This is a genomic window from Kiritimatiellales bacterium (genome assembly GCA_041656295.1).
Lineage (GTDB): Bacteria > Verrucomicrobiota > Kiritimatiellia > Kiritimatiellales > Tichowtungiaceae > Tichowtungia.
Map to the genome: position 1 here is coordinate 1 of JBBADV010000025.1, position 26,290 is coordinate 26,290.

27 protein-coding genes and 3 tRNA genes are annotated in these 26,290 nt (G+C 50.4%); 22 read left to right on the top strand and 8 right to left on the bottom strand.

Features of this window, described 5'->3' with window-relative positions; translation table 11 throughout:
- The first annotated feature begins 240 nt into the window (after positions 1-240).
- The 3 genes from WC959_11705 (at position 241) to WC959_11715 (ending at position 1,125) form a co-directional block, all read left to right on the top strand.
- Entirely contained in the window at positions 241-543 is a 303-nt protein-coding gene (locus WC959_11705) for a helix-turn-helix domain-containing protein (protein ID MFA5689788.1), read from the top strand.
- Between the two features lie 138 nt (positions 544-681).
- Entirely contained in the window at positions 682-930 is a 249-nt protein-coding gene (locus WC959_11710) for a hypothetical protein (GenBank protein MFA5689789.1), read from the top strand.
- Positions 931-1,052: 122 nt separating this feature from the next.
- Positions 1,053-1,125 (top strand) — tRNA-Lys (locus tag WC959_11715).
- 107 nt (positions 1,126-1,232) lie between these two features.
- Here the strand turns inward: WC959_11715 and panD are convergent.
- Both panD and WC959_11725 read right to left on the bottom strand, forming a co-directional pair.
- Positions 1,233-1,580 (bottom strand): aspartate 1-decarboxylase, encoded by a 348-nt coding sequence (gene panD / locus WC959_11720; GenBank protein MFA5689790.1) that lies wholly within the window; start codon positions 1,578-1,580, stop codon positions 1,233-1,235.
- 150 nt (positions 1,581-1,730) lie between these two features.
- Positions 1,731-1,822, bottom strand: a tRNA-Ser gene (locus tag WC959_11725).
- Positions 1,823-2,389: 567 nt separating this feature from the next.
- Between WC959_11725 and WC959_11730 the strand changes: the two genes are divergently transcribed.
- From WC959_11730 to WC959_11745, 4 genes are all read left to right on the top strand, one after another.
- The gene (locus tag WC959_11730) at positions 2,390-3,238 is read left to right on the top strand and encodes a class I SAM-dependent methyltransferase (GenBank protein ID MFA5689791.1); all 849 of its coding nucleotides are present in this window, start codon (positions 2,390-2,392) and stop codon (positions 3,236-3,238) included.
- Between the two features lie 297 nt (positions 3,239-3,535).
- Positions 3,536-4,198: an RNA pseudouridine synthase gene (locus tag WC959_11735; GenBank protein MFA5689792.1), complete on the top strand. Its 663-nt coding sequence runs from the start codon at positions 3,536-3,538 to the stop codon at positions 4,196-4,198.
- Between the two features lie 13 nt (positions 4,199-4,211).
- Positions 4,212-4,853, top strand: a complete 642-nt coding sequence (locus WC959_11740; protein MFA5689793.1) for a hypothetical protein — start codon at positions 4,212-4,214, stop codon at positions 4,851-4,853.
- Between the two features lie 682 nt (positions 4,854-5,535).
- Positions 5,536-5,721 carry a hypothetical protein gene (locus WC959_11745; protein MFA5689794.1) on the top strand — a complete coding sequence of 62 codons (186 nt, stop codon included), beginning with the start codon at positions 5,536-5,538 and terminating at the stop codon, positions 5,719-5,721.
- Positions 5,722-6,113: 392 nt separating this feature from the next.
- On the opposite strand, the gene WC959_11750 is transcribed toward WC959_11745, so the two are convergent.
- Positions 6,114-7,241, bottom strand: a complete 1,128-nt coding sequence (locus WC959_11750) for a helix-turn-helix domain-containing protein (protein ID MFA5689795.1) — start codon at positions 7,239-7,241, stop codon at positions 6,114-6,116.
- A 157-nt stretch (positions 7,242-7,398) separates the two neighbouring features.
- Between WC959_11750 and WC959_11755 the strand changes: the two genes are divergently transcribed.
- The 4 genes from WC959_11755 to WC959_11770 all read left to right on the top strand — a co-directional run bounded on the left by WC959_11755 (position 7,399) and on the right by WC959_11770 (position 11,315).
- Positions 7,399-8,178: a GDSL-type esterase/lipase family protein gene (locus tag WC959_11755; GenBank protein ID MFA5689796.1), complete on the top strand. Its 780-nt coding sequence runs from the start codon at positions 7,399-7,401 to the stop codon at positions 8,176-8,178.
- Positions 8,179-8,330: 152 nt separating this feature from the next.
- Positions 8,331-8,963, top strand: coding sequence for an acyltransferase (locus WC959_11760; GenBank protein MFA5689797.1), 633 nt, complete (start codon positions 8,331-8,333; stop codon positions 8,961-8,963).
- On the top strand, positions 8,960-10,126 hold the full coding sequence (locus WC959_11765) for a Gfo/Idh/MocA family oxidoreductase (protein MFA5689798.1): 1,167 nt from the start codon (positions 8,960-8,962) through the stop codon (positions 10,124-10,126). Before WC959_11760 ends, WC959_11765 begins: the two co-directional genes overlap by 4 nt.
- 409 nt (positions 10,127-10,535) lie before the next feature.
- On the top strand, positions 10,536-11,315 hold the full coding sequence (locus WC959_11770) for an MFS transporter (protein ID MFA5689799.1): 780 nt from the start codon (positions 10,536-10,538) through the stop codon (positions 11,313-11,315).
- 194 nt (positions 11,316-11,509) lie between these two features.
- Here the strand turns inward: WC959_11770 and WC959_11775 are convergent, their stop codons facing one another.
- Positions 11,510-12,652 (bottom strand): uroporphyrinogen decarboxylase family protein, encoded by a 1,143-nt coding sequence (locus tag WC959_11775; GenBank protein ID MFA5689800.1) that lies wholly within the window; start codon positions 12,650-12,652, stop codon positions 11,510-11,512.
- Positions 12,653-12,794: 142 nt separating this feature from the next.
- Here WC959_11775 and WC959_11780 point away from each other — a divergent pair, with 142 nt between their 5' ends.
- The 6 genes from WC959_11780 (at position 12,795) to WC959_11805 (ending at position 17,921) form a co-directional block, all read left to right on the top strand.
- Entirely contained in the window at positions 12,795-14,057 is a 1,263-nt protein-coding gene (locus WC959_11780) for a hypothetical protein (protein ID MFA5689801.1), read from the top strand.
- A complete protein-coding gene (locus WC959_11785) occupies positions 14,054-14,668 on the top strand; it encodes a heparinase II/III family protein (protein MFA5689802.1) in 615 nt (204 codons plus the stop codon). Before WC959_11780 ends, WC959_11785 begins: the two co-directional genes overlap by 4 nt.
- 14 nt (positions 14,669-14,682) lie before the next feature.
- On the top strand, positions 14,683-15,042 hold the full coding sequence (locus WC959_11790; protein ID MFA5689803.1) for a hypothetical protein: 360 nt from the start codon (positions 14,683-14,685) through the stop codon (positions 15,040-15,042).
- A 92-nt stretch (positions 15,043-15,134) separates the two neighbouring features.
- On the top strand, positions 15,135-15,758 hold the full coding sequence (locus tag WC959_11795; protein ID MFA5689804.1) for a uroporphyrinogen decarboxylase family protein: 624 nt from the start codon (positions 15,135-15,137) through the stop codon (positions 15,756-15,758).
- 316 nt (positions 15,759-16,074) lie between these two features.
- On the top strand, positions 16,075-16,731 hold the full coding sequence (locus WC959_11800) for a hypothetical protein (protein ID MFA5689805.1): 657 nt from the start codon (positions 16,075-16,077) through the stop codon (positions 16,729-16,731).
- Positions 16,728-17,921 carry a polysaccharide pyruvyl transferase family protein gene (locus tag WC959_11805; GenBank protein MFA5689806.1) on the top strand — a complete coding sequence of 398 codons (1,194 nt, stop codon included), beginning with the start codon at positions 16,728-16,730 and terminating at the stop codon, positions 17,919-17,921. Before WC959_11800 ends, WC959_11805 begins: the two co-directional genes overlap by 4 nt.
- A gap of 370 nt (positions 17,922-18,291) precedes the next feature.
- On the opposite strand, the gene WC959_11810 is transcribed toward WC959_11805, so the two are convergent.
- From WC959_11810 to zwf, 3 genes are read right to left on the bottom strand one after another with little or no spacing between them, the layout of a single operon-like run.
- Positions 18,292-19,323 (bottom strand): LacI family DNA-binding transcriptional regulator, encoded by a 1,032-nt coding sequence (locus WC959_11810; GenBank protein MFA5689807.1) that lies wholly within the window; start codon positions 19,321-19,323, stop codon positions 18,292-18,294.
- Positions 19,323-19,658, bottom strand: a complete 336-nt coding sequence (gene cutA / locus WC959_11815; protein MFA5689808.1) for a divalent-cation tolerance protein CutA — start codon at positions 19,656-19,658, stop codon at positions 19,323-19,325. The genes WC959_11810 and cutA overlap by 1 nt, the downstream gene beginning before the upstream one ends.
- Positions 19,659-19,665: 7 nt before the next feature.
- Positions 19,666-21,165, bottom strand: coding sequence for a glucose-6-phosphate dehydrogenase (gene zwf / locus WC959_11820; GenBank protein ID MFA5689809.1), 1,500 nt, complete (start codon positions 21,163-21,165; stop codon positions 19,666-19,668).
- Positions 21,166-21,288: 123 nt separating this feature from the next.
- Between zwf and WC959_11825 the strand changes: the two genes are divergently transcribed.
- The 5 genes from WC959_11825 to serC all read left to right on the top strand — a co-directional run bounded on the left by WC959_11825 (position 21,289) and on the right by serC (position 25,948).
- Entirely contained in the window at positions 21,289-22,368 is a 1,080-nt protein-coding gene (locus WC959_11825; GenBank protein ID MFA5689810.1) for an LptF/LptG family permease, read from the top strand.
- 37 nt (positions 22,369-22,405) lie between these two features.
- On the top strand, positions 22,406-23,215 hold the full coding sequence (locus WC959_11830; protein ID MFA5689811.1) for an ABC transporter ATP-binding protein: 810 nt from the start codon (positions 22,406-22,408) through the stop codon (positions 23,213-23,215).
- Positions 23,208-23,984 (top strand): ATP-binding cassette domain-containing protein, encoded by a 777-nt coding sequence (locus WC959_11835; GenBank protein ID MFA5689812.1) that lies wholly within the window; start codon positions 23,208-23,210, stop codon positions 23,982-23,984. The genes WC959_11830 and WC959_11835 overlap by 8 nt, the downstream gene beginning before the upstream one ends.
- 25 nt (positions 23,985-24,009) lie before the next feature.
- Positions 24,010-24,609, top strand: a complete 600-nt coding sequence (locus WC959_11840) for a DUF975 family protein (GenBank protein ID MFA5689813.1) — start codon at positions 24,010-24,012, stop codon at positions 24,607-24,609.
- 259 nt (positions 24,610-24,868) lie between these two features.
- Positions 24,869-25,948 carry a 3-phosphoserine/phosphohydroxythreonine transaminase gene (gene serC / locus WC959_11845; protein MFA5689814.1) on the top strand — a complete coding sequence of 360 codons (1,080 nt, stop codon included), beginning with the start codon at positions 24,869-24,871 and terminating at the stop codon, positions 25,946-25,948.
- Positions 25,949-26,041: 93 nt separating this feature from the next.
- Here the strand turns inward: serC and WC959_11850 are convergent.
- A tRNA-Met gene (locus tag WC959_11850) sits at positions 26,042-26,118 on the bottom strand.
- Positions 26,119-26,290 lie beyond the last annotated feature (172 nt).

The following is a 26,290-nucleotide window of genomic DNA, read 5'->3' on the forward strand; positions in this document are numbered from 1 at the left end:
TGGAAGAACTGAAAAAACAGGCCGGGAAAACCGCCGCTTGACAAACCATAACGAAAGAACTACCCCATGCCCGTCAACGATCAAAAATCAGCACCCCTTCGGTGTCTTTTTTATATGAGGCAATACGCCGCGCGAATTGACTGGTAGATTGTAAAAGCAAGTGTCCGGTTGGAGTCGGAAATGTTCCATGCCGGAATGAACCTTTCTTCATTCGACAAAACAAAGGAAAGGAACACCGGCATGGAACAGGTAGAACATACCGCACCTCACCCGCGGAAGGGAACGCATTTGACGTACGAAGAGCGCATTCAGATTGAGGTGTTGCACCGGAGGGGAGAACCGGCCGTCCGGATTGCCGCGCTGCTCGGACGTGCGGAGCGTACCATCCGGCGGGAGCGTCAGCGCGGCTGGCTGACCTATCGTACCGGACGCGATTCCGCCGAAAAGCGCTATAACGAGGCGCGCGGGGTCAGACGGTATATGAACAGCGGCGTAAACGATCGAATCCGGCACAGATCAACCCGTAGTTGGCGGCGTTTCTAAAGGAGCAGATTGTGGTCAAACGGTGTTCTCCAGCGGTGTGATTCGTGTACTCAATGAAATCGAACGGCAAATGAGGGTTGAGACATTCCACAGTATTTTTCCCCGAACAACGGCAGTGAACGGCTTGATTATGCCGGAATGGAGCACTCGTTTAAAAGCGGGAAGCGGACGCATCTGTATTACGCCCATCCGTACAGTGTGTGGAAACACGGAAGTAATGAACATGCGAATCGATTCATCCGGCGGTTTATTCCGAAAGAGAAAAAGTTAGGACGAATCAGCAGAAACATGCTCCAGGAGATCGAAACCTGGATCAATACCTATCCACGAAAACTATTGAATTTTAAAACAGCGGAAGAACGGTTCACTCGGGAAATGGCGGCATGAATCAAAAAGCTTCAACCGGACACTTGCTTTTACAATCTACCCCCTGCACAGAAAAGTTAAAAAAAGCAGATTGGTTTTTGACAAGTGTCCTGCTCTCCCGTACTTTATGCGCTTTCCTTTAAGGGCCGGTAGCTCAGTTGGTAGAGCATGTGACTTTTAATCACAGGGTCCCGGGTTCGAGTCCCGGCCGGCTCACTCAGAATAGACGAATTTCCCCGCTAAATGAGCCCGGTGCCTGAAGATCAGTATCCGGCAGTCCGATGCTGCAGATATAAAAAAGCAGGAAGAGAGCTCCGCTTTATTTATTTTTGCCGGTTTTTTTTATCAACAAAAATAATGACGGGCCGATACGTTTTGGCTTCAGTTTCGTCCATCTGCGCATAGGCGATAATCACCACTTTATCACCGGGATGCCCAAGCCGGGCGGCAGGGCCGTTTAACTCAATAATACCGGAACCGCGTTCGCCGGAAATGGCGTACGTGATCAAGCGATTACCGTTATTCTGATTCACCACATGCACCTGTTCACCCGGCAGGATTCCGGCAGCATCCAGCAAATCCTGATCCACCGCAATACTGCCTTCATAATCCAGCTCGGCGCCGGTCAGTGTTGCCATGTGAATCTTCGATTTCAGCATTATTAAAACCATTTTCTTCACCGTTAGCGATTACAGTCCTGTGCAAAATTCTTCGATATTTTAATCAGCGATTTTCTGCTTCTATTTTATTCGGGCGATGGATAGTAGCATTGAGCAGTTAAATAGCGACTAAAAATGAAAGTAAAAATGTCGCGCGAAGGATGGCGGAGAGAGAGGGATTCGAACCCTCGTTACCCCTTTCAGAGTAAACACGCTTTCCAAGCGTGCGCGTTCAACCACTCCGCCACCTCTCCGGTTAAATTGAGCGTACGAAGTTAACAGATTCTACCTGCGAAATCAACCGGCAGCTGTATTTTTCTTACCATTGCTGCTATGAGGGTAGATGTAAAAGCAAGTGTCCGGTTGGAGCTTTGTGGTTCATGCGGTGATTTTCTGATTGAACCGTTCTTCGGCTGTTTTAAAATTCAAGATCTTCCGGGGACAGGTGTTAATCCATGTTTCAATTTCGTGAAGCATTTTTCAGCTGAGTCGTCCGGTTTCCTGCCTTTCGGAATAAACCGCCGGATGAACCGGTTTGTGTTCTCGTTTCCACGCACTGTACGGTTACATATACGTTGAATCGGATCGGTACCGGTGCTTGCGCATCCTCTTCTCCCACAGCGATTCATGACCCGGGCTGAGGACCCTGCCGAGATCGATCAAGTTGTAAACCTTCTTCATACACCCGCATACGGTTCATCTTCCATCCGGCATGCGGCTCCCGCCGGAGAATAACGCTTAAGTGCAAATGTTATCAGGCGACACCGTTTATTGAAACGGAACTGTTTATTTTTTTTAACCAACATGTTATTCGTAAATCCATGAACGACGATTATGAGCTGATTGACAGCGGCGACGGGCGCAAACTCGAACGCTTTGGCGATGTAAAACTTGTGCGACCCGCCGGACAGGCAGTGTGGCATCCGGCGCTGCCGGAAAAAATCTGGAACGATGCCGCCGCCGGTTTTGATCGCGACGCCGGCAACCGCTGGCATAACCGCCACAACCTGCCCGATCAGTGGAACATCAGCGTCTCCGGAATTACATTTAACCTTTCATCCACCGATTTCGGTCATCTCGGAATTTTTCCGGAACAGCGCGTCATGTGGAACTGGATTCGAGAAGCGGTGCGTGAACGCAAAGAAAAAACCGGTACGGTCAGCGTATTAAATCTATTTGCCTATTCCGGCGGTTCAACGCTCGCCGCGGCACAAGGCGGCGCCGAAGTCTGCCACCTCGATGCCTCCAAAGGAATGGTTGAATGGGCGCGCGAAAATGCGGCACTGAACAACCTGCAGGATGTATCGATCCGCTGGATTGTCGATGATGCCGCCGGATTTCTCCGGCGCGAGTTAAAACGCAACCGCCATTACGATGCCATCATTCTCGACCCGCCGTCATTCGGGCGCGGAAAAAAGGGAGAAGTGTTTAAAATTCAGGAACACCTGCCGGTACTGCTCGACCTCTGCCGCGATCTGCTCTCAGAAAACCCGCTCTTTTTACTGTTAAGCTGTCATACACCGGAATATTCCCCAATGACTCTGCAAAACCTGTTAGCACAATGGCTAAAAAACTCCGGCGGCAAAACCGACTGCGGCGAGATGCTCCTCACCGGCAGCGCCGGTGTTATGCCTCTGCCCAGCGGCGCGTTTGCGCGATGGATTGCGTAAGTTGAACTTCATTGTGCTGGCGCCGGCGGTGCCGGCGGCGGAGCCGTTCCGTGGAACTGCCTTTTTTGCAAATTCAATTTCAATGGCAAGTGCATGCAGTTGCCGGTCGATCGGATAGATGCAGAGGTTCAACAATGCAAGCGCGCCGGTTGCCGCAACTTCGGGGGCAGCGGACAAATGTGGAGGAGAAACTCTTCTGTGCCCGCCCGCGCTTGTTGGGCAAAAGTCTGTGTTCGTCCATGTTTTTCATAGGTTCTTCCCGTTGCCAGAATTTTTACCCTGCCGTATGCTCACACCATGAATTTTAATGTTCTTTATCACGACAACCATCTGCTGGCAGTGAATAAACCGGCTGGGCTGCTGACACAGCCGAGCGGAACGGAGCGTACCAGCCTGGAAGACTGCGCAAAGGCATATATCAGGGAAGTCAACAATAAATCCGGCAATGTGTTTCTGCATGCAGTGCACCGTCTTGACCGGGTGGTCAGCGGAGTGGTTTTATTTGCCTGTACCGGCAAAGCGCTGTCGCGGCTGAATGCCGATATGCGTGCGCGCCGGTTTAAAAAACTTTACCATGCCGTTGTGTCCGGCACGCCGCCGGAAGCTGCCGGTTCGCTGTTCCATTATTTACTGCATGGCGATTTTAAAGCGGAAGTTGTCGGAGAAAATCATCCCGGTGCGCGCGAATGCAGGCTGGAGTATCGCGTATTACAAACCGGCGGTGGAATTTCACTGCTCGAAATTCAACTGCACACCGGGCGCTATCATCAGATCCGTGCACAACTGGCGGCCGCCGGCTGCCCGGTTCTCGCCGACGGAAAATACGGTTCGCCGGACAAACGTTCCGGCGGAACAATTGCACTGCATCACAGGCAGCTCACGGTGATTCATCCGGTGAGTAAAGAAAGTATCGTCATCGACGCACCCTATCCGCTACACTTCCCGGCAGTAAAAAATTAAATAAATAGAATTTATGAAATCAGTTTTTAATATTCCCAACTCCATATTCGCACCGGCCCTGCGCTTTGCCGGATATATTTTTATCGTACTTGCTGTCGTCGGACTCATCACGCTCGACGCCTATAACACAAACGTTAAACCGTTCTCCGAAGCCTCGTGGACCGAGATGTCGCAACTGACCGTTCTTTTTTTCTGTGCGGCAATCTGCCTGTTTATGTCATATAAATATTTTTTCCGCCGGTCGGCATTTCTGCTGGCCGCTTTTTTCGCAGCTTCGTTTATTCGTGAAATGGACGGCTTTCTTGATCAATGGCTTGGACACGGAAGCTGGGTATATTTTGTCGCGCCGCTTGTGATCGCCGCACTCTGGTTCACCTGGCGCCATCGAAGTGAGTTTTTCAACGAACTCAAACTGTTTCTGCCATCCGTCGCCGGCGGGTTTTTTAGCTGCGGATTTTTAACCACTTATATTTTCTCACGTTTCTTCGGCCGCAAATTTTTATGGCGGAGCCTGATGGGCGAAGAGTATCTGCGCAGTGTTAAAATGGCGGCGGAAGAGAGTGTTGAACTGCTCGGCTATGCCTTTCTGCTCTTCGCTGTAATCGAGCTGTGCGTGCTCGCAAAAAACATCACCGTACGACGCGCCGGAAATTAATGTCATCGCCGGCGACATGTTCATCGGAAACAAACCGGTAGAAAATCCGCATAGCGCTTTATCAGCTGACTCGACACCGTCTGAAAAATCGATTCTAAAGTTTTTTTGCCGTGATTTTTTAATTCATCCAGATGCGTCGATAACGCAAGCGGCGTTAATACATATACAAACGCTGTCCCATGTAGATTCCGGCAAACCCGTTAGCCACAGCAGATATGAAGCGAAGGAGTTATGGTGAAGAGTTAACTATGGAATATGCATATATATAATCCTGGGGATTTGTTGTATGATCAATGAGTGCGTAGATTCCTTACAAGTCATTCTTTCATATAGAAAAATCAAATTTTAATGCCAATATTTATTTACAGATAAACTCTGTAAAAAATCTTTAAGAAAACAGGTGCAATAAATCTGAAGAAGAGATACACTCAACAAGTTAATATAAAAAAATATAGTGAGAGAAAACATTACATCAAAGGTAAAAGCATTTCAAAACAGATTTTAAAATACCTTTGTACTCATCGGTATTTAAAAGCAAGTAAGTCCAGCGGATTGCTTATTATGAATTTTACTTTTTATCAAATAGTTATATGAGCTGGTTTTTTCATGTAATTGAAAAGAAAAGCTGGTTAAGGAAATCGGATTTCTAATACCAGTGAACTTGACGAGAAGGAGGTGTGTTGTGGCAACAAACCCTATAGGTAAAGGTACAAAGACTATCGGCATAAACATGCCGCAGGGAATGGCTGAAGAGCTGGAAAAGCGTGCTCACTCGATGCATATTTCGAAAAGCAAATACTGTAAAATCATTCTTGATCAGTGGCTGGCATCCGGAAAGAAATTGACGCTGGCTGAAAAAGCCAGATAGTTAACGGTAAATAAATCCGGTTATTCAAAAATTAAAATTTAGCATCGTTGAAGTTTTTATTTATAAAATACGGCGTATGATGGAAGAGCGTCTTAGAAATGAAAAAAGCACCGGTCATCTTTTTCTTTCAGATAGTTACAACAAAAGGAAAATAATGACACGCGGCGCTCCATACCATACTCAGGGCATTACGGGGTTCAAATTTCAAACGGCGGAGTTTTTAGTGTAACGGCCGGAACAGACACGCTTGAGTCTGGCCGGAACGTTCCGCTGAATTTACGGTCTCTTTACCGGTTAAAAACCGATTTTTCGTGCCGGTGCGACGGGTGATCTGCCATGATTGCATCCGCTCCGGTTTTTCGTACTCCGTCCGTGCCGATGCCAGTTTCCCTTTACCTGCTTTTCTGGAAATCTGAAGGACACATGCCGGTGGATTTCTGCAGTACTTTACTCAGATGCGTAGCGGATTGATAACCGACATCGAGTGCGATTTCGGCGACGGTCTGATTCCCCGCTGCAAGCTCTTTTTTTATCCGCTCCAGCCGCAGTTCACGGATATGATCGGCGACGGAACGCCCCAGACTGCGGTAAAACCAGCGGTCGAGTGTGCGACGTGTAATCATCAGGTGCTGCGCCAGTTCTTCGGCATTCATCCGCAGACCTTTCGGTGTTTTTAAAATCTGCAGCGCAGCGGTGACCTGCGGATCTTCGAGCATCTGAACATCGCTTGAGCCGCGCACAGCAATTTGTTTCGGTTTGATAATTGTTTTGTGCGGTACCGGTTTTTTGCTTCGCATCAGCCGGTCGAGCAGTTTACAAGCGGCGATGCCGACTTCCATTTCCGGCAGTTCAATGCTGCTCAGCGCCGGAACGCAGTCGATGCAGATGTTGACCATATTGTCGCAACCGAGTACTGCAATTTCACTTGGGATATGCCGTCCCAGTTTTTCAGCCATTTGAATAAACAGTCTGCCGCCCGGGTCAGAATCTGAAAATACTCCGACGCAGTTCGGCCAGGAGAGAATGGTGTACCGGAATTTCTTACCGTTGAGTTCTTTCCGGGAAAACAGGTTTTCTTCCGGCAGAGTAAAGCCCTGCCGGTGCAGTTCATCGGTGAATCCCTGGCGCCGGTATTTGGCAAATTCCTGTGCGGAACAAATCATGCTGAATGTTTTTGCGCCGCAGGAGATCAGATGTCTGGCCGCCAGCACGCCGATTTCATAATTATCAAATGTGCACAGCGGCCAGTCGGCGATCGACAGCGCCTGAGAAATATTTATAATCGGACAGTCCATTTTTTTGGCAGCTGCCTGCATTTCCGGCGTGGAAATTTTTAAAATTGCGCCGTCAAATTTTGTGCGGGGAAATTTTCCGTAAATTCCCAGGATTACCGGAATCAGCGAAACCTCGCGCCAGCCGGTGCGTCCGGCATAATCCAGCACCGCCGGCAGCAGCTGTTCCACTTCCTGCGGCGGTAAACATAATGCAATGTGCTTTTCCATGCAGATGATAAGCTTCATGGAAATTTCGCCGGTGTCAAGAGGTGTTGTCTAAAAAAGAGCGGTCATGCTGTCCGGTTTTTCCGGCTGGACTTTTCCGGCGGCTGTGTAACATGTGAAAAATAAAATTCGGAAAATATAAAATTTTAGAACCGGTGCAGTCACAGAGGAAGTAAAGATGCAATTATCCATTATATCATTTTTCTTTGCAGTCAGCCTGTACGGATATGCGGATACCGGCGTACCAATCAAAGTCGCCGTTGCCGGAAGTTCCGCCTGTGAGTCGTATTATTCCGGTTCGCCGGAACTGATCTGGGGCTGGGGCGAAGTGATCGGCAATTATTTTAAACCCGGTGTGGCCGTGTTGAACCATGCAAAAAGCGGACGCAGTACAACAAGTTTTGTGGCGGAAGGGCTCTGGAAAAACCTGCTGGCGGATAAGCCGGATTATATTCTGATGACGCTGGGGGCGAACGACACCACCAATAAACCCGGCTATACTGATCCAAAAACAACGTTTCGCGATAATCTCCGGCGTTATGCAGCGGATGCCGATGCCGCCGGCGCGCGCATTATTTTTGTAACCCTCAACACGGCAATGAATTTTAACGCCGGTAAAACCGGAGCGGTGTTTCATAAATCCGGCAAAGCCATCCGCCGGGAGCGGATTGAACATTCGCTGGCGATTCGTGAAGTGGCGGCGGAGTTAAACAAACCCTGCCTTGAACTTTGGGATAACCAGGTGCGCGAATGGGAAGAACTGGGTGAAGAGAGAGCCGCCGGATTGTATAGAATTACCAGCCAGGGAACTATCGATCCCAGCCACACCAATAAAGAGGGCGCAGAACGTATTGCGCGAATTATCATGCGCGAACTGGCAGCCAGTGAATCGCCGCTGGCGGCGTATGTTGATTTGAATGCTGTTGAGGCCGACGCCGGCAAAGCAGCCGGGCGGTAAGCCGGGTTAAGCAGTACACTGCACGGCTATGTTTTACCGGAGAGATTCATGTCTAAAAAAGTATAGTATTTATGACCTATTTTTACATTGGTACTTTTTTTACAGAGGCTCATAGTCAAGTGATTCATAATTAAATACGAAGGAAGTTATTGATGAGCAAACATCCGGTCAGCCAAGATTTTGCAGACGTTGTAAAGCCGAAGTTTCCGCTGAACATTTTCCTTTGGTTGCGGCATACATTCATCATCTCTCCGTTTCAGACCTTCTCCGATCTGTTCATCCGCGTTGCAAAATATACGCCGCTGAACTGCCGGATCAAAGCGGCGCTGCTAAAAATGCGCGGCATGAAAATCGGGAAGCTGCCGGTAATTTATGAGCGCGTCTGCGTCGGTCTGCCGTCCAATGTTCAAATCGGTGATTATGTGAATCTGTCACGCGGCGTGCTGCTGGGACCGGGAGCAAAAACACATGAATCGATCGTCATCGGCAATGAAGTGATGATTGGCTACGACGCGAAGCTGCTGGGCAGCGATCATCTGATCCCTGAAGATATCAGCGAACCGATGCGCTGGTCGGGACACACCGATACCGGCGGAATTGTTGTAGAAGATAACGTCTGGATCTGCGCCAACGTAGTCATCACTGCCGGCTGCCGGATCGGAACCGGATCGGTCGTTGCAGCGGGTGCGGTGGTAACCAAAGATGTTGAGCCGTATACAATCGTCGGCGGGATTCCGGCGAAAGTGATCCGGCGGCGGATAAACCAAGCCGGGGTATCATCATGAAAAAAATTAATTTTGCAGTAATCGGATGCGGCATGCTGGCGCGCAGTCAGCACATTCCAAACATTGCGAAATCTGAAAAAACGATATTGCACACCTGTTGCGATCTGTCCGATGAAGCGCTGGCGGAATGCCGCAATAAATTCGGCGTGCTGCACGTCAGCAACGACTATAAAACGGTTATTCACGATCCGGATGTGGATGCGATTTGCATTGCGACTACCGAAAAAATGCGGCTGCCGCTGATTCGCGAAGCCGCCGCCGCCGGCAAGCCGGTTTATTGTGAAAAACCGGTGGCGCGCACGCTCGAGGAGATGTTTGAGATTCAGGCCGTTGTAAAACAATCCGGCATTCCGTTTTGCGTTGGACACAACCGGCGCAGCAGCCCGGCGATGCAGGATGCACACTGGATTTTCCGCAGCCACATGGAAAACCCGCAGCCCTGCCGGTGGCGGTTTGACCGCGAGGGCGCCGACCGTCCGCCGCGCGCGGACGACGGCACTGCCGCCATGTCCGTGCGGATTAACGACGACTGGTACAGCTGGAAATCCTGGGTGTTTGATAAAGAGCAGGCGCCGCACGGCCCGATGCTGTTTGAAATGACGCACTTCACCGATCTGTGCAACTGGTTTCTGGCCGCCGAACCGGTAGAAGTGATGGCGATGGAACAGGGCATGCTCAATCACGGCATTATCATCCGCTATAAAACCGGAGAAATTGCCACACTGCTGATGGGCGCCAACGGAACGTTCGGCTATCCGAAAGAGCTGTATGAAATGTTCGGCAACGGCGCAGCAGTCGTGGTTGACCACATGCTGGAAGTCCGTACCGCCGGAATTACGAATGCGCCGGCGCGTATCATTTATCCGATGCTGAACGATCATCATCCGGACATCGGCCAAGAAGGCGGACTGTTCGGCTGGCTGGAGAAAAAAGCGGCGGCGTGTGAGGATGTGATAAAAACCGGCGATCCGATGGCACAGTTTACGGCCGAGCCGGACAAGGGACACGCGCATGCCATCGACCGGTTTGTGGAGCAGATTCACGGTTGCGGGCCGGTGGTGTGCGGCATTGATGACACCGTCCGGGCAACGCTGGTGGCCTTCGCCGCCATCCGTTCTGCACATGAAAACCGGACGGTAAAACTTTCAGAGTTTCATCCCTGATGATAATTGCGGGACACGGTTGCCTGCGGCTTTGCGTGAAAAAATTCTGCACGCAGAGCCGTAAAGAAAAAGAGATTTTAACCGCGCAGGACACCAAGGACAATTTATCGTAGATAAAAATGGAAGGTAGCAACAGTGTTTATTGAAAAAGGTATGAGAGCTGGAACCCGGGATCTGCAAGCAGCCGGTTCGCCAGTACGATTAATTTGCGCGCCACTGCGATGAGCACTATTTTTTCTTTTTCCGCTGGCAATGAGCCGTTCGTAAAACTCCTTCAGGATCGGATTACTCCGCCGTGCACTCATGGCACACATGTAGAGTGCACGCCGCACTTCCGCGCGGCCGCCATGGATATGGCGCTGGCCGCGGAACTTTCCGCTGTCACGATTGTGCGGCGCTAATCCGGCCGGTGCTGTTTGTCAAAGAACGCTATTATGAGTCGGCGGTGAAAACCGGCCACCGCACAAAATTCTGGGAAAGCATCAAAGAATCGTGTTTATGCGGTCCGCTCTGGGGCGTGATCGGCATTACATTTTTCCTGATTCTCGGCAGCGGCATCAGCAATACACTGGGACAGTATGCCAGCATCTATCTGCTTTACGGCGGTGATCTGAGTTCGGCCTCCGTGCTCAACGGCGTGCGCTCCACCGGTGTGATGCTGGTTGGCATTCTCGGCATTCCGCTCTGGACATGGCTGAGTGAACGGCTGGATAAAAAATTTCTCGTCGGAATTATGCTTTCCTGCACGGTGATCGGACATTTGCTGAATATTTTCTGCTTGCGCCCGGATATGCCCTGGCTGTGGCTGGTGTCATCAATTTTTGAATCCGGTGCGGCCGGTGCAGTCTGGCTGTTCCTGCCGTCGATGAAAGGCGATGTTGCCGATTACGACGAGGTATATACGCATACCCGCCGGGAAGGTTCACTGAATGCGTTTCATTCCTGGTTTGCCAAACTGGCGGTTACTCTCGGCGCCGGACTGGGCGGATTTGTTCTGCAGTCCAGCGGATTTAACGCACTGCTCGGAGAACAGACGCCGGACGTGCTGTTCCGGATGAAATGGATTTATATTCTGCTGCCGATTGTATTATGGAGCAGTACGCTCCTGTTCATCTGGCTCTATCCACTCACCCGTGACCGGATGAAAGACATCAGAACTGCACTGGAAGCCCGGCGCGGAACGGTTTAGATCATTTTTTGTTAATTTGACGCATATTTTTGCTGGGACGGCCCCTTTTCCGATTGAAAAGATGGAGGGTCGCCGGCCTCGGCGACCGCGGACGGCGAGGCCGCCGTCCCTCCAAAATCACATTTTTACAGGTTCTTTTTCACCGGCGATCGCCTCGGCATTGAAATGATAAATTAAAAGCCACCGCTCAAAAATTATCGCTGTCCATATTTCCGGATGCACGCCTGATAATGTTCGATATTTTCAATCGGTGTTTTTCCGGCCATGCCGGAACTCTGAAAAAAATATCCCGGTTCATCTTTTATAACCGCCACCGTTTCCTGAACCATCCGTTCAATCTGTTCCGGCGTGCCGTGGCTGACCACCGCCGGCTTCATTCCGCCAACGATGATTTTTCCGGAAAAACTTTTTACAACTGAAGTTAAATCCGTTTGTCCGTCCACCGCAATTCCGTCAAAGCCGGTGGCGGCAATATCAGGCAGTAATGCGGTGACATTGCCGTCGCAGACAAACACGGTTTTCTTTCCGGCGGTGCGAATTATCGAGCTGACTTCACTGTAACGGTCATAAATGAATGTTCTGTACCATTCCGGCGGAAACATCGGGCCGTTCGCGCTGCACAAATCATCATGACAGCCAATCAATGGCAAATTATCCACTGCAGCAATAGCAGAAAGGTCACGTTTTGAAAGTTCCCAGAACTGATCGAGAATTTCTTTAAACCGTTCCGCATCGGTCATCGCCGCCAGCATAAAATTTTCCCAGCCGAAAATTTCCACCGGCCACATAAACAACGTGTGATAATACCAGCCGATCAGCAGGCAGTCGTCGCCCAGCAATTCCTGTTTTTCTCTATAATAATTTCGGAAAAACTCAATCCGCTCATCGAGCGTTGCGGAATCGTGTTCAAGCGGATTGAACTCCAGGACATCTTCCGGTGAATCGAACATATATTTTTTCATCGCCAGCGTGGGCGCAATGCCCCAGAACGATCCTGAACAGCTCATGCCCAGATTGTCATACATCGACCGGTACGGCTTGGCGGTCTTTTTTTGATACGCTTTCAGATACGCTGCGGTATCTTCATTTTCTATAAAATCAACCTCATTATAATACCGCACCAGTGGAAAGTTCCATTCTGCAATACCGCCGGCAATACAATGCGTCATGTCAATATCGCAGACTTTCAGCAGATCGATGGTGGTCCGTTCTGTATCTTCCCAAATATCATACGATGCAATTTTTTTCGCCAGTAAAACATTATCCGGAAAATCCCATTGCGGAATCCGGTCACTCATCACCTCGTTAATTGCATTCAGCGCGCGTTCTCTACTCATTTTTTCCTTACCTGATTTTCCGGGAATATAATTCGACGGAATTTTTTTGCCAGCTTATTGAACGGGTGCGGCAGGTTTTTTCTTTTGCCAATGATTGCAATATTGTTATCTGCCGCAAGAAGCTGATTTAAGGAGGCTGATAATGAACCTGTTTCATTTGATAATTGTGTCTTTTCTGTTTTTGTCTCTCCCCGATTCCGGTTGCGCCGGAAATGAGTCGCCGCACTCATTCGCGGCTCAGGTTGAAAAACTGCGCGGACTGGATGCGGATTCCACTCAGAAGCTGAATGCATTAATTAATAAGGCGGCGCTGCTGGCGCAGGAACCGGTCTGGGCGCGGTCGGGTGATATTGAGGAAATGACCGGCGGCCCGAAAGTTAAGAACGGTGTGAATGTAAAGTTCTATGATTTGAGCTCAAAATATTACACTGTTGTCGACCGGATCGGTGAAGAGTGCGCGGTGATGTACGGACTGGCGTGCAATGACATCGGCATTTCGGATTTTATTTTAAATGAACTTCCTTATATGGCGGCGGCGTACCGCCTGTCACCGGCGCCGGAATTAAAAAGCCGCATAACCAATCAACTGCGTGAACTTACGGAATGGATTCCTTTTCAGCGGCAGGGCTGGATTCTGCCGCATCTGCCTGCCGGTCATCCCTGGCTTTCGACAAATGTAAATGACGGTATTTATCTGGCCACCGCCAACCTGATTCAGGCGATTGTTCTTTCACTGGATATTCTGCCGGCAGATTTTTTTGCCGGCGATGAGGTTCTCCGGACGGATCTGCTTAACCGCATTCGCACAGAGGTTGAATTAACACATCACGACTGGGTGAATGCGATTCCGGATTTTGTGCAAAAGCCGTTATATCAATCAAACAAATGGATCGTGCCGCTGTCCGGAATGATGATCGGCGCGGCATATCTCGGCGATATGCAGGCTGTTTACGAATACGGTGTGGAACAGCTGCTGCCGTCGATTGATACCATCGGTGCTGACGGATCAATGAGCGAAGGATTCGGCTACGGACTTTCCCGCTCAACCTCTTCACTGCTGCTGTGCAAACGGATGATGGAAATGAACGGTGACAACCGGTTTTCCAATTCCGGCAATCTGATCAATATTGCCAAATGGGCGGTGCTGGGATTTCAGCCGGGGGGAAATGTGGTGAATGCGTTCGACTGGTACAGCGGACAGCGCCTTTACGGCATCACGTCGGTGCATGAAACCATAACGCAGCTGGCGGCAATTACGTCGGATGACATTTATTTCTGGATTCTGAAAAATATGTACACCGATCCAAGTCCGACACTGTTCGGTATGCTGTCGCTCTCCGGAATTTCAACCGCCGCGGCGGCGATGCGAGTGATTATCATGACCATCTGGACCGCGGTCATTTGAATCTGATTTTTAACGGGAAGCCGGTGTTAATTGAAGCCGGAACGCCGGGCTATTCCGATCCGGTGTACAAAAGTTATTATCGATCCGTTGCGGGACACAATGTTTTGCAGGTTGGTGATAATGTAAATATCGGCAAGGGTATTGCCACGCTGACGCATACAAATATCACGGAAACTTCCGGTGAGGTTACCATGCGTACCGGACTTGCCGCCGGGATGGCGTATTATCCGGTGGAGTGGTCGCGCAATGTTTCGTGGCAGTGCAGTTCTGCCAACCGCGTCGCGGTGCAGGACGGTGTAAAATTGGAGAGTTTGCAGAATGTAACGTTTCGCTGGCACCTTGCAACCGAAGTGGAGCCGGAGATTCGCACAGAAAACGGTGCGATTAAAATTCATGTCCCGGCGGGAGAAATGAAACTCGGCGCGGAACTTTATACGTCACCGGAAATCAATCTGCAGATATCGGCATCCACCGAAATCTCCATCAACTCCGTGCCAGCGTTCGACCACACCTTAAAATACCGGATTCCCCGGCATCAGCACCGTGTCATTGAAATCACAACGAAACGCGCCGTAAAAGAGTTTTCAATGGAAACGGTGATCAGCGATTAACTACAGGTTTTTGCATGACAGGCGTAGAAAGAATCCACCGCATTCTCGAGCGGAAACCGGTTGACCGGATCGGTTTGTTTGAACACTTCTGGGATGATACACGCAGAAAGTGGGAGGCGGAAAGACATCTGAAACCGGGTGAAAGTTATGACGATCATTTCGGGTTTGATCTGTCGATTATATACTGCCTCAATGAAATCGCGGATCTTAATTTTGAAAAACAGATTATCGAGGAAACGGTAGAAACGCTGCTTTACCGCGACGGGAACGGAGCCGTACTGCGCACACATAAACAGCATACATCGACACCGGAGCACGTTGATTTTTCCGTTAAAAACCGTGCTGACTGGGAAGAAAAATCAAACCGCTGTTAACTCCCGACCGCCGCCGGATTGATTTTGACGCCTACCGTTCTGCGAAAGCGGCGTGTGCAGAAAAACAGCGTTATTTCAACTGGGTGGGACGCATGCCGTTTGAATTGATGCATCCGGTCTGCGGACACGAATATATGCTGATGGGCATGGCGCTGGATCCTGACTGGGTGAAAGACATGGTAAACACCTATGTCGAACTGGTCATCAACCTGCTGGAAATTCTGTTTGCGGAAGAAGGCAATCCGGACGGGTTATGGTTTTATGAAGATCTCGGGTTTAAAGAACGCCCGTTTATGTCGCCGCAAATGTACCGTGAAATTATTCAGCCCGGACATAAACGGCTGTTTGATTTCGCACACGGACGCAATCTGAAATGTATTGTTCACTCCTGCGGTATGGTTGAACCGTTAATTCCGGCGCTGATTGAGGCCGGCATGGACTGCCTGCAGGCGATGGAAGTGAAAGCCGGCATGAATCCGGCAAAATTGAAAAAACAGTTCGGCGGTCAGATTGCGTTTTGCGGCGGCATGGATATCCGGAATCTGGCGGCGAATGATCTGCCGGCGATTAACGCCTGTTTAGAATCGCTGCTGCCGGTGATGATGGACGGCAGCGGTTATATTCTGCACTCCGACCATTCCATTCCCGATCAGGTTGAATATGAAACGTACCGTTATTTTATCAGCTGCGGTCTGGAAATCGGCAGGTATAAATAGTTTTTTGAATCCATATTGCAGCGGGCTGATACTCGGCATGTGAACATCGGCGCAAGCACTGGAAATGACAATTGAATATTATGACAGTTCCGCGAGTCTTTTGAGTTCTCAAACATTATCCAGCAGTACATCCGGGATAACGTTCGGTTACACCGGATCTGTATTGAACGGGTACACAAACCCGCCGGTTGTTTTGCTCACACCGGTGTGAAATTCTATTGCCATGAAAACTTCATTATTACTCCATCGTCGTTTGTTCGCCGCTCTGTCGGTTTCTGCGGCCGCTGTCGCAGGTTCTCTGCAGGCTGAAACATCTGTGATTACTGATCCGCCGCTGCTCGCCGGCAGAAAAGCCATGAACAGTGGACAGCGTGTGCTGATTCCGGCGAAAGGTGCCGTGTCCAGAATTGCACTCGAGCGGATTCCCGGTTTTGCCGGTATCCCCGATTATCCGTTTGCCGGCAACGGTCAGGCCAATGATGCATGCATCTTTCACTTCACATCCAGCGAAACACCGGATATTCAACTGAAATTTCTACGCAGCGGAGTGCGCGCACCGGTAAATGTTTCCAATGCGGCATTTTCAACCTCCCGCCCGAATTCACTGCGTACATCCGCCGCCCGCATGAACACCGCCTTTGGATTGCGGATTGACTTTGGAACCTATGACTCAAAAACAACCGCATTCACCGCCGGAAAAAGTGTCCGCGCCGCAGCCCTGACGGTTTGTATGGGACCGTCAACACCGCAGATCACAGTAACCGTGAAATTTTATGATCCGTCCGGAAAAATGCTGAGCGAGCAGAAAATCACCAATGCGGCAGAAGGTAACAGCTATGGTCTGGCTGCTTATGATGCGGATGCAGATAAAACAACCATTGCATACATCGACTATTCATACGCATCCAGTTCTGCCAATCCGGTAGTTTGCCTTGATGATCTGTCGTTTGCCCCGGCCGGAGGTGCGCAGTGAGTTGTATTCTCCTCCGCTCCTCGTGGCAGAGCATAAACATCGGCGACATCGGACACACGCCGGGTATGCTGTCGATTCTTGAAACGTATCTGCCGGAAGTTGATGTGATTCTCTGGCCGTGTCACATTGATAACGGCGTTGGTCCGATGCTGAAAAAAGCATTCCCACGGTTGAAAATTGCCGACGGAAAAATCGGCGACGACGGCCGCCCGGATACACCGGAGTTGCAGCAGGCATTTGAAGATGCCGACTTTTTCCTGCACAGTTCCGCGCCTGCAGTTGTTGCAGAACCGGAAATGAAAATGTGGTCTTTACTGACCGGTAGGCCGTACGGCGTTTACGGTGTAACAGTGGAGGAAATTTCACCGGAACTGCGCCGGCTTCTCTCCGGGGCAGAGTTTATTTTCTGCCGCGATACCGCTTCGCTGAAAAATATTCAGGAAGCCGGCGTGTCATCACCGTGTATGGAGTTCGGCCCCGATGCAACCTTTGCAATTACACTGCGCGACGATAAGAAAGCCGACAACTTCCTTGCGGCGCACGGGTTGAAAGAAAAAGAATTTATCTGCGCGATTCCGCGCCTGCGGTACACTCCGTATTATAAAATTCATCAGACACCGCCGACCGAAGAGGATTTGCGGCGCGAACGTATTAGCGAACAGCACCGGCAGCGTGACATGTCCGTTTTGCGTGATACGCTGATTTCATTTATTCGGCAGACAGCGGTAAAAGTGCTGGCCTGTCCTGAAATGATCTACGAAATGGAACTGGCGAAAGAAGAGCTGATTGATCCAATGCCGGAAGATGTGAAGCCTTACATGGTCTGGCGTGAGCATTACTGGACACCGGATGAAGCTGCCAGCGTCTACGCCAGAGCTCGTGCGCTGATCAGTATGGAAATGCATTCGCCGATTATTGCGTTGAAACAGGGCACACCGTCAATTTATCTCCGTCTGCCGTCCGACACAATTAAAGGGCAGATGTGGCGCGATATCGGACTGCCGGAATGGATCTTTGAAGTGGAAGAGACGGAATCACCGGAAATTGCGGCGGCACTCATTACGCTGAATGCCGATTATTCCGGAACACTTCGCAAATCCGAAAAAGCACTGGATTATGTTCAGCTTCGGCAGAAAGAAACAGCGGCGGTTATTTCAAAAGTATTAAACAATCGTCATTGCTGCGCTTAGAGCGTATTAAGAAAAATTATAGCCACAAGAAACACAAAAATACACAAAAGTGTAATGTATCGCAGGCATCTTTGCCTGCCTTGGGAAATCCGCAGATAACGCAGATGAACGCAGATGTTTAAACCACGGGATACACAACACACACCGAAGTTTTGCAGAAAGCATCAGGCATTCAGGGATTAGCAGAGAGGCAGAGCAGTAGACGCGGCGCCCTCGCCGCGTTCCGTGTTCAGGGGTTTCAGTTTACAGTTGAGAGTTGAAAAGTTCTCAGTGCGCTCTGCGGTTTATCAATCATTCGGCCCATAATTATTTTGCGATTTTTGCACGTTTTTGCGGCTATACATTAATTTAAAATGCTCTAGCGCGGCTGTCAGTTTCCGGATTGAGGAAAGGATTCGCCCGGCACCCAGTCTCCTTGAATTGAAATCTGTTGCGGAAATTCCGGCAGGCCGATCTGGTTGTTTTGCAGCAGCGAAAGAAGCAGTGATACTGCGGCGCGCCCGACGCGGTCGGTCTGCGGATTGACTCCGGCGATTCCCGGTTCCTTTCGATACACTAAATTAATTACCCGGCAGTCACCGGGAATGGAAATATCCGATTCTTTCAGCCAGTCGTATTCACGGGTTCCGGCAATAAGGATAACTTCCGGTGTGTATTTTTTAATCCATTCCAAAAATTCTTCTGTCGAAAAATCCGGTTTCGTATTTGTAATAAACGGAATGCGGTTTTTGACCGGAATGTTGCGCTGATGATGTAGAAACCGCGACGACATACTGAAATTAGTTTGATCGTCCCGCAGGTTTTGCACCGCAAATCCGATTTTTTTAATATATTCCTGCTGGATGACGCGGAACGCGACATCCATATTATGGATATAATCTGAAACAACCTGATGAATCGGATCTTTTTCACCGAATCCGGCATGTACTGCCGCAAAGCGGGAAAGGTCAAGAATCGAACGCAGCCGGTCCAGAGTGCCGCCGGAAAAAATCAGCAGTCCGTGGATTCCGCGCGTCAGTAAAATTCTGGAAAGTCCCGGCATCGGATTGTCCAGATCGATAACAAATTCATCAATCTTTAGACCGGACGCATCCGCTTCCTGCCTGATTCCTTCAAAAAGCTGCACATAAAACCGATCGCTTTTTTCCAGCGAGGTCGAACTGCGTTTTGCAAGATTCAGCAGCGCAATGGTTTCCGTGCGTACCGCGCTTTTGCACCGAAGCTGCGTCATTAACGCTCCGACCAGCGGGTTGGGGCGGTAGCCCATTTCTTTAGCAATTCGCAGAATTTTTTCCCGCGTTTCCGCCGGAATTCCCGGATGATTTCGCATGGCCATGGAAACCGTCGATTTTGCATATCCGCAGCGGTCTGCAATATTTTGTAGAGTAAACCTGTTTTCCATTACCGATCCTCCCTGCCAACAGTAGAGCAGTTTGTACGGGTCCATTCGAGAAAATCCGGACTCCCCTTTTCAACCGGCAGAACAAGAATGCATGGGCATTCATAAGGATGAAGCTCACAGATGCGGGCGGTGAGTTTTTCAGTATTGCCGCCGGCGGTTTTTATGATCATTACGGTTTCTGTTTCGCGGCGGACGCTCTCCTCCTGCCGGTAAACGGAAGTGATGCCTGGAAAAATATTGGCGCAGGCCGCGAGCCGTTCAGCAATAATTATTCCGGCAATTTTCTCTGCGTCTTCACGTGATGGCGTTGTGATGTAAATAAGCATGGCTTTCATGAAAGCTTCATCGGCTGTTATTATACCACCGTGTCTCGCCGGAAAGGATGGCTTCCGCTTCTTTCGGCCCCCAGCTGCCGGATTCGTAAATCGCCGGTTTTATATTTCCGGCGCGGCGCCGGATTTCGTCGATCACCGCCCACCCAGCGGCGGCTTCATCGGAACGCGTGAAAAGCGTTGCATCGCCGCGCATGGCGTCGAGCAGCAGGCGTTCGTAAGCTTCCGGCAGGGCTTTGTCCCAGCGTCCGGCGTAGGAAAAATCCATATTGATGTTTTCAACGATCATCTGCATAGCCGGTCGTTTTGCCGAAACCTGCAGAAAAATTCCTTCGTCAGGCTGGATGCTGAAAATGAGCGTGTTCGGTTTGGCAGCCGTCAGATCACATACATCACCCTCGCACGCAACGTGCTGAAAGAGCGCCAGCGGCGGCATTTTAAACTGAACCAGAATTTGAGTAGTTTTTCCGGCGAGCCGTTTTCCGGTGCGCAGATAGATTGGCACGCCCGCCCAGCGCCAGTTGTTAATCTCCATCCGCAGCGCGACAAAAGTTTCGGTGTCCGATTCCGGAGCCACCCGGTCCTCTTCGCGAAACGCCTTCATCCCGTTTCCGGCGCCGTACTGCGCAAAACAGATCGCCGGATTCTTTTTGCGATCTGTGTCGAGGCGAAGCGTCCGTAGAATTTTCAGTTTTTCATTCTGGATGGACGCTGCCTCGAAACCGGCCGGCGGCTCCATTGTCACCAGACACAGCAGCTGGAACAGGTGGTTCGCCACCATATCGCGCAACGCGCCGGCGGTGTCGTAATACGCGCCGCGTCCGCTTTCCATGCCGACTGTTTCGGCGGCGGTGATCTGAATGTGATCCACATAGGTCCGGTTGAATACCGGTTCAAAAATTGCGTTCGCCAGCCGGAAGGAAAGAATATTTTGCACGGTTTCTTTGCCGAGATAATGGTCAATCCGGTAAATCTGTGATTCATCCAGTTTTTCGAGCAGCGACTGGTTGAGCGCCAGGGCACTGCTCAGATCGTATCCGAACGGTTTTTCGACAATTACGCGTGTCCATGAGCCGGCGGACGGCGGCTGAACCAGGCCGGCGGCTTGAATCTGTGAGACGGCGGTTTGAATGAATTCCGGCGCGATGGAAAGATAGAAAAGATGATTTTCCGGCATGCCGGCGTCCAGTTTGTTCTTCAATGTGTTGTATGCGCCGGAATCGGCCAGATCGCCGCGATGATATGAAATTTTCGAACAGAAGTGTTTCAGCGACTCATCGTCCACCGGAATCCGGCTGTGTCTGCTCAATGCTTTGGCAATTAGCGCCGCAAAACTTTCGTCATCATATTCGCGCCGCGCAAACCCGATGATGGCAAAATTTTCCGGCAGGATGCCTTCGCGGAAGATGACATAAAGCGCCGGAATCAGTTTCCGGAGCGTTAAGTCGCCGGTTGCGCCGAGAATGATAAAGGTTACCGGTACGCCAATCTGCACATCAGGTGTTTTCATGAGGCAAGCATAATGCGGTTTACGCGGCGAGTAAAGACCGCAAGCCGGCGGGCGGAATTAAGGATTACGCAGTATTAAATCCTTGTCGGGTTTCAGACGGTTGAATAGGCTGTCCGCGTTAATATGAAAATTCTGAACCGTTACCTTTTCAGGTGCCTGCTGTTTCCGCTGCTGTACTGTCTGCTCGGATTCACACTCATTTTTATTATCAGCGACCTGTTTGACAATTTCAGCGACTTTCTTGAAAGCGGCATCGGATTTCTGGATATCCTCTATTATTACAGCCTGATTCTGCCGCCGGTGATTGTGCTGATTATTCCGGCCTGCCTGCTGCTCGCCGTACTTTACAGCCTGTCGCAACTCACGCGCCACAGCGAAATTATTGCCATGCGCGCCGGCGGTGTGAGCATCTACCGCATCGTCATGCCGTTCATTGGCGCCGGAATAATCGCGAGCCTCGTCACAGCCATCATCAACGAAAAAATTGCGCCGGACAGCGCGTACCGCGCCGAGCAGTTTCTCGACTATCAAAAATCGGGTCGCGATGCCGCCACATTTTTTGCGCGCAACATTGCGCTGAAAGACCGCAATCATGTCTGGATGATCGGCCGGATCGATACCCGCAACCATTCCATGTACAGCATTGAACTCATTATTCAGCGTGAGGACGGCTCCGATGCCGAAAAAATTCAGGCGGAAAAAGCGATGTGGATGGACGGCCGCTGGTGGTTCGCCGGAATCACTGTTCAGCACTATCGTGCAAACGGCGATCTGCTCGGCGCGCCGGAGATGATTTCGCACCGTGAAATGCGCGAACTGCACGAAACACCGGCGACGTTCATGGCTGAAATCAAGGATCCCCAGTTTCTTTCGTCGCAGGAGATGATCACCTATCTCAACACCAAAGAGATCACCGGCAACACGCGCACGCGTATGAAAGTGGATCTGCATGCGCGGATGTCAACGCCGCTCATCTGCATCATCGTGACACTGCTCGGCGTGCCGGTTGGCACACACACCGGCCGGCGCGGCGCGCTCGCCGGAATTATGACGGCCATGGGATTTTTCTTCGGGTTCTATCTGCTGCAGCTCGTCGCGCAGAGTCTGGGGAAACAGGAGCTTATTCCGGCGTGGCTCGGCGGCTGGCTGCCGGTACTGGTTTATTTCATTATCGGGCCGGTGTTAATTTATCGGATGCGATAATTCAGTCGAAGGTCGGAAAGTCAGAAGTCTGAAAATCATGAATGGAATAGAAAATCAGCAATGCCTCATTGATGTTCAGGATCTGGCCGTCCATTTCGGCGCGCCGGAAAATCCGGTGCGCGCGGTGGACGGCGTGAGTTTTCAGATTTTTTCCGGTGAAATTGTGGCGCTGGTCGGCGAAAGCGGCAGCGGTAAAAGCATCAGTGCGCTGGCGCTGGCAAAATTGATTCCGGAGCCGGCGGCGCGCATCGCCGGCGGAAAAATTCTGTTTCGCGGTGCCGATACGCTTGCGATGAACCATGCAGAACTGCGTACATTGCGCGGTGCAAAAATTGCCTACATTTTTCAAGAACCGGCAACATCACTTAATCCGGTGTTCACCGTCGGGTATCAGATCGGCGAGGCGATTAAACTGCACCGGCGCGGCGTACATGTAAAAACCGAAGTGAAAAAACTGTTGGCATCGGTCGGGCTGCCTGAACCGGCGCGCGCCGCGAAATCCTATCCGCATGAACTCTCCGGCGGTATGCAGCAGCGCGCCATGATTGCAATGGCGCTGGCGTGCGACCCCGATCTGCTGGTTGCCGATGAGCCGACCACCGCACTGGATGTAACCGTTCAAAAACAGATTCTCGAACTGCTGCTGCAACTGCGCGCCGAACGCGGGCTCTCCATTTTGTTAATCACGCACAACCTCGGCATTGTCGCGAACACCGCCGACCGCATCTATGTGATGCACCGCGGAAAAATCGTCGAATCCGGCGATACAAAAACAGTTTTAAAAAATCCGCAGGACGTTTACACCAAAAACCTCATTGCCGCTGTCCCCCGATTACATCATGAATGAATTACTGACAGTCGAAAATGTGGTTGTTCAATACGGCGAACTTACGGCGGTGAACGGCGTAAGTTTTTCGCTGAACGCCGGAGAAACGCTTGGGCTGGTCGGCGAGAGCGGGTGCGGTAAAAGCTCGCTCGGCCGCGCAATTCTTGGACTCGAAAAAATCTCCGGCGGTACTGTTTTATTTGCCGGACAGGAGGTGAGCCGTTTAAAAGGGCGCGCGCTGAAAAATTTCCGCCGGCAGGCGCAGATGGTGTTTCAGGATCCGTTCGGTTCGCTGAATCCGCGCATGACGGTTGGCTCGGCGATTGAAGAGGTTTTGCTGGTTCACAAAATCGGCGCGAACCGAGCGGCGTGCTACAAGAAAGCGGCGGCGCTGTTTCAGGATGTCGGACTCAGTCCGGACTGGCTGAGGCGTTATCCGCATGAATTTTCCGGCGGGCAGCGTCAGCGGATCGGAATTGCGCGCGCACTGGCGCTGGAGCCGAAACTGCTGATCGCCGACGAACCGGTTTCGGCGCTCGATGTTTCGGTGCAGGCGGAAATTATTACACTGCTCAAACGCCTGCAGCAGGAGCGCGGACTGGCTTATCTTTTTATCGGACACGATCTTGCCGTTGTTCGCGCTATGAGCGATCGTATTGCAGTGATGTATAAAGGTAAAATTGTTGAAATCGGCGATTCAGATCAGGTGTGCGAAAATCCGCAGGATACCTACACAAAAACACTGCTCTCCGCCGTGCCCGATATTGATGCGGCGCTGAAAGATGCCTAAATTGTCTTAAAAATGAGGACGTCTTATGATGAGCATGACACCGTTACGCGAAATTACCGCCGCCGCCCGCGCCGGATTAACAGGAAACTGGGGCAGGGCTATCGGAACCTGTTTGGTTTATATATTATTGCTTCAAAGCGTCGGGCAAATTCCGCTTATTTTTTATCTGATTGTTGGGCCGCTTTCGATCGGTCTATCTGTTTTTTTTCTGAATGTGATGTCCGGTGTTCCGCGTTTTCCACAACTGTTTGACGGCTTCCGGATTTTCTGGAAAGCGACAGGAACATATTTGCTGATAAACTTATTTTTATTGCTTTGGACATTGCTGTTTATCATTCCCGGCATAATCAAAGCCTATTCATATTCGCAAACATTTTTTATTCTGGCGAATGATTCATCGGTTGGCATCCGCGAAGCAATTACGCGCAGCCGTGAATTCATGGATGGGAATAAATTCCGGCTGTTCCTTTTGCAATGGCGGTTTTTCGGCTGGGCGTTTCTGTGTGTCTTAACGCTTGGAATAGGCTTTATTTGGCTGCTGCCGTACATGCAAGCCAGCTTTGCCGCCTTTTACCACGACCTGCTTTCATCCAAAGTGGAAGAGCAGGAAGCATTTCCGGTGTAGAAAAAACGGCAGAACAGAAAGTAGCAACAGTGTTTTTTACTAAAGTTTATGAGAGCTGGAACCCGAGCGTATTGCCTCATATAAAAAAGACACCGAAGGGGTGCAGATTTTTGATCGTTGGTGTTCATGGGAATAGTTCTTTCGTTACAGGTTGTCAAGCGGCGGATGTTCCTGCCAGCATTTCCTTAATATTCGATTTGCGCGGGTGAAGGGGACGTGATATTTTTCCTGATTTAAACCTCGAAAGGAAGATCACAATATGGCGCGTGCATATAATTTTAGCGCAGGTCCGGCAGTTCTGCCGGAAGAGGCTCTTCAACAGGCTCAGGCGGAGCTGCTGGATTTTAAGGAAACCGGTATGTCCATTATGGAAATGAGTCATCGCGGCAAAGAATACACCGCTGTACACGAAGAGGCGATTGCCAACCTGAAAACGCTGTTGAAGATTCCAGACGGTTACAGCGTTCTGTTTATGACCGGCGGAGCAACATCACAGTTTTCACTCATTCCGTTGAACCTGCTCGGCAAAGATCAAACGGCCGACTATATTAATGCCGGGTCGTGGGGCACCGGTGCGGTGAAAGCAGCGAAAAAACTAGGTACGGTGAATGTGATCGCCGACACCTCAAAGGATATCCCGACCCGTATGCCGGAAAACAGCGACCTGAAATTTACGGATGGTGCTGCATATGTTCACATCACGTCGAATGAAACCATTGCCGGAACGCAGGTAAAAGAATTTCCCAAAACTGCTGCACCGCTGATCGCGGATATGTCGTCTGATATTCTGTCGCGACCGGTTAATATTTCGCAGTTTGGTTTAATTTATGCCGGTGCACAGAAAAATCTCGCTCCCGCCGGTGTAACGCTCGTGATCATTCGCAACGACCTCGCCGAGCGCGCGCCGGAAACGCTGCCGGAACTTTTTCAGTACCGTGTTTTTATTAAAGAAAATTCATTAAAAAATACTGCGCCGACATTTCCAATTTATATGCTCATGCTCGTTACGCGCTGGCTGCTTAAAAAAGGCGGCGTCGAAGGAATTCAGAAAATCAACGAAACCAAAGCTGCAAAGCTTTATACTGCAATCGACGCTACGTCGTTCTACACCGGAACCGCACTTGAAAAATGGCGTTCACCGATGAACGTTACTTTCCGTCTGCCGACCGAAGAGCTCGAAGCCAAGTTCATCAAAGAGGCTGCTGCTAGAAGAATGGCCGGGCTGAAAGGACATCGTTCCGTCGGTGGAATTCGTGCGTCCATCTACAACGCATTTCCTTCCGACGGCGTTGATGCACTCGTTGAATTCATGCAGGAATTTGCACGGGCTAATGGGTAAGCAGCGTTTACTGAATAAAAAACGCCGGAAAATTTTTCCGGCGTTTTTATTTTCCGACTGTCATTCAGATGAAATAATTTTGTTGCGATTAGCTGGTGGCTGAGGAGGGAATTGAACCCCCGACACGCGGATTATGATTCCGCTGCTCTGACCAACTGAGCTACTCAGCCTTAAAAAATGACAAGTGAGGAAGATAGGCAAATCCGAATGACGAGGCAAGGTGATTTTAATAACATTGTATTAGCGAATTGACTCATAAAAAAAGACACCGAAGCACGGGCCGCAGAGGGGGGCGGATTGTTTCGTTGACTCATAAGGATGACACCCTGTTGCTGGAGGGAT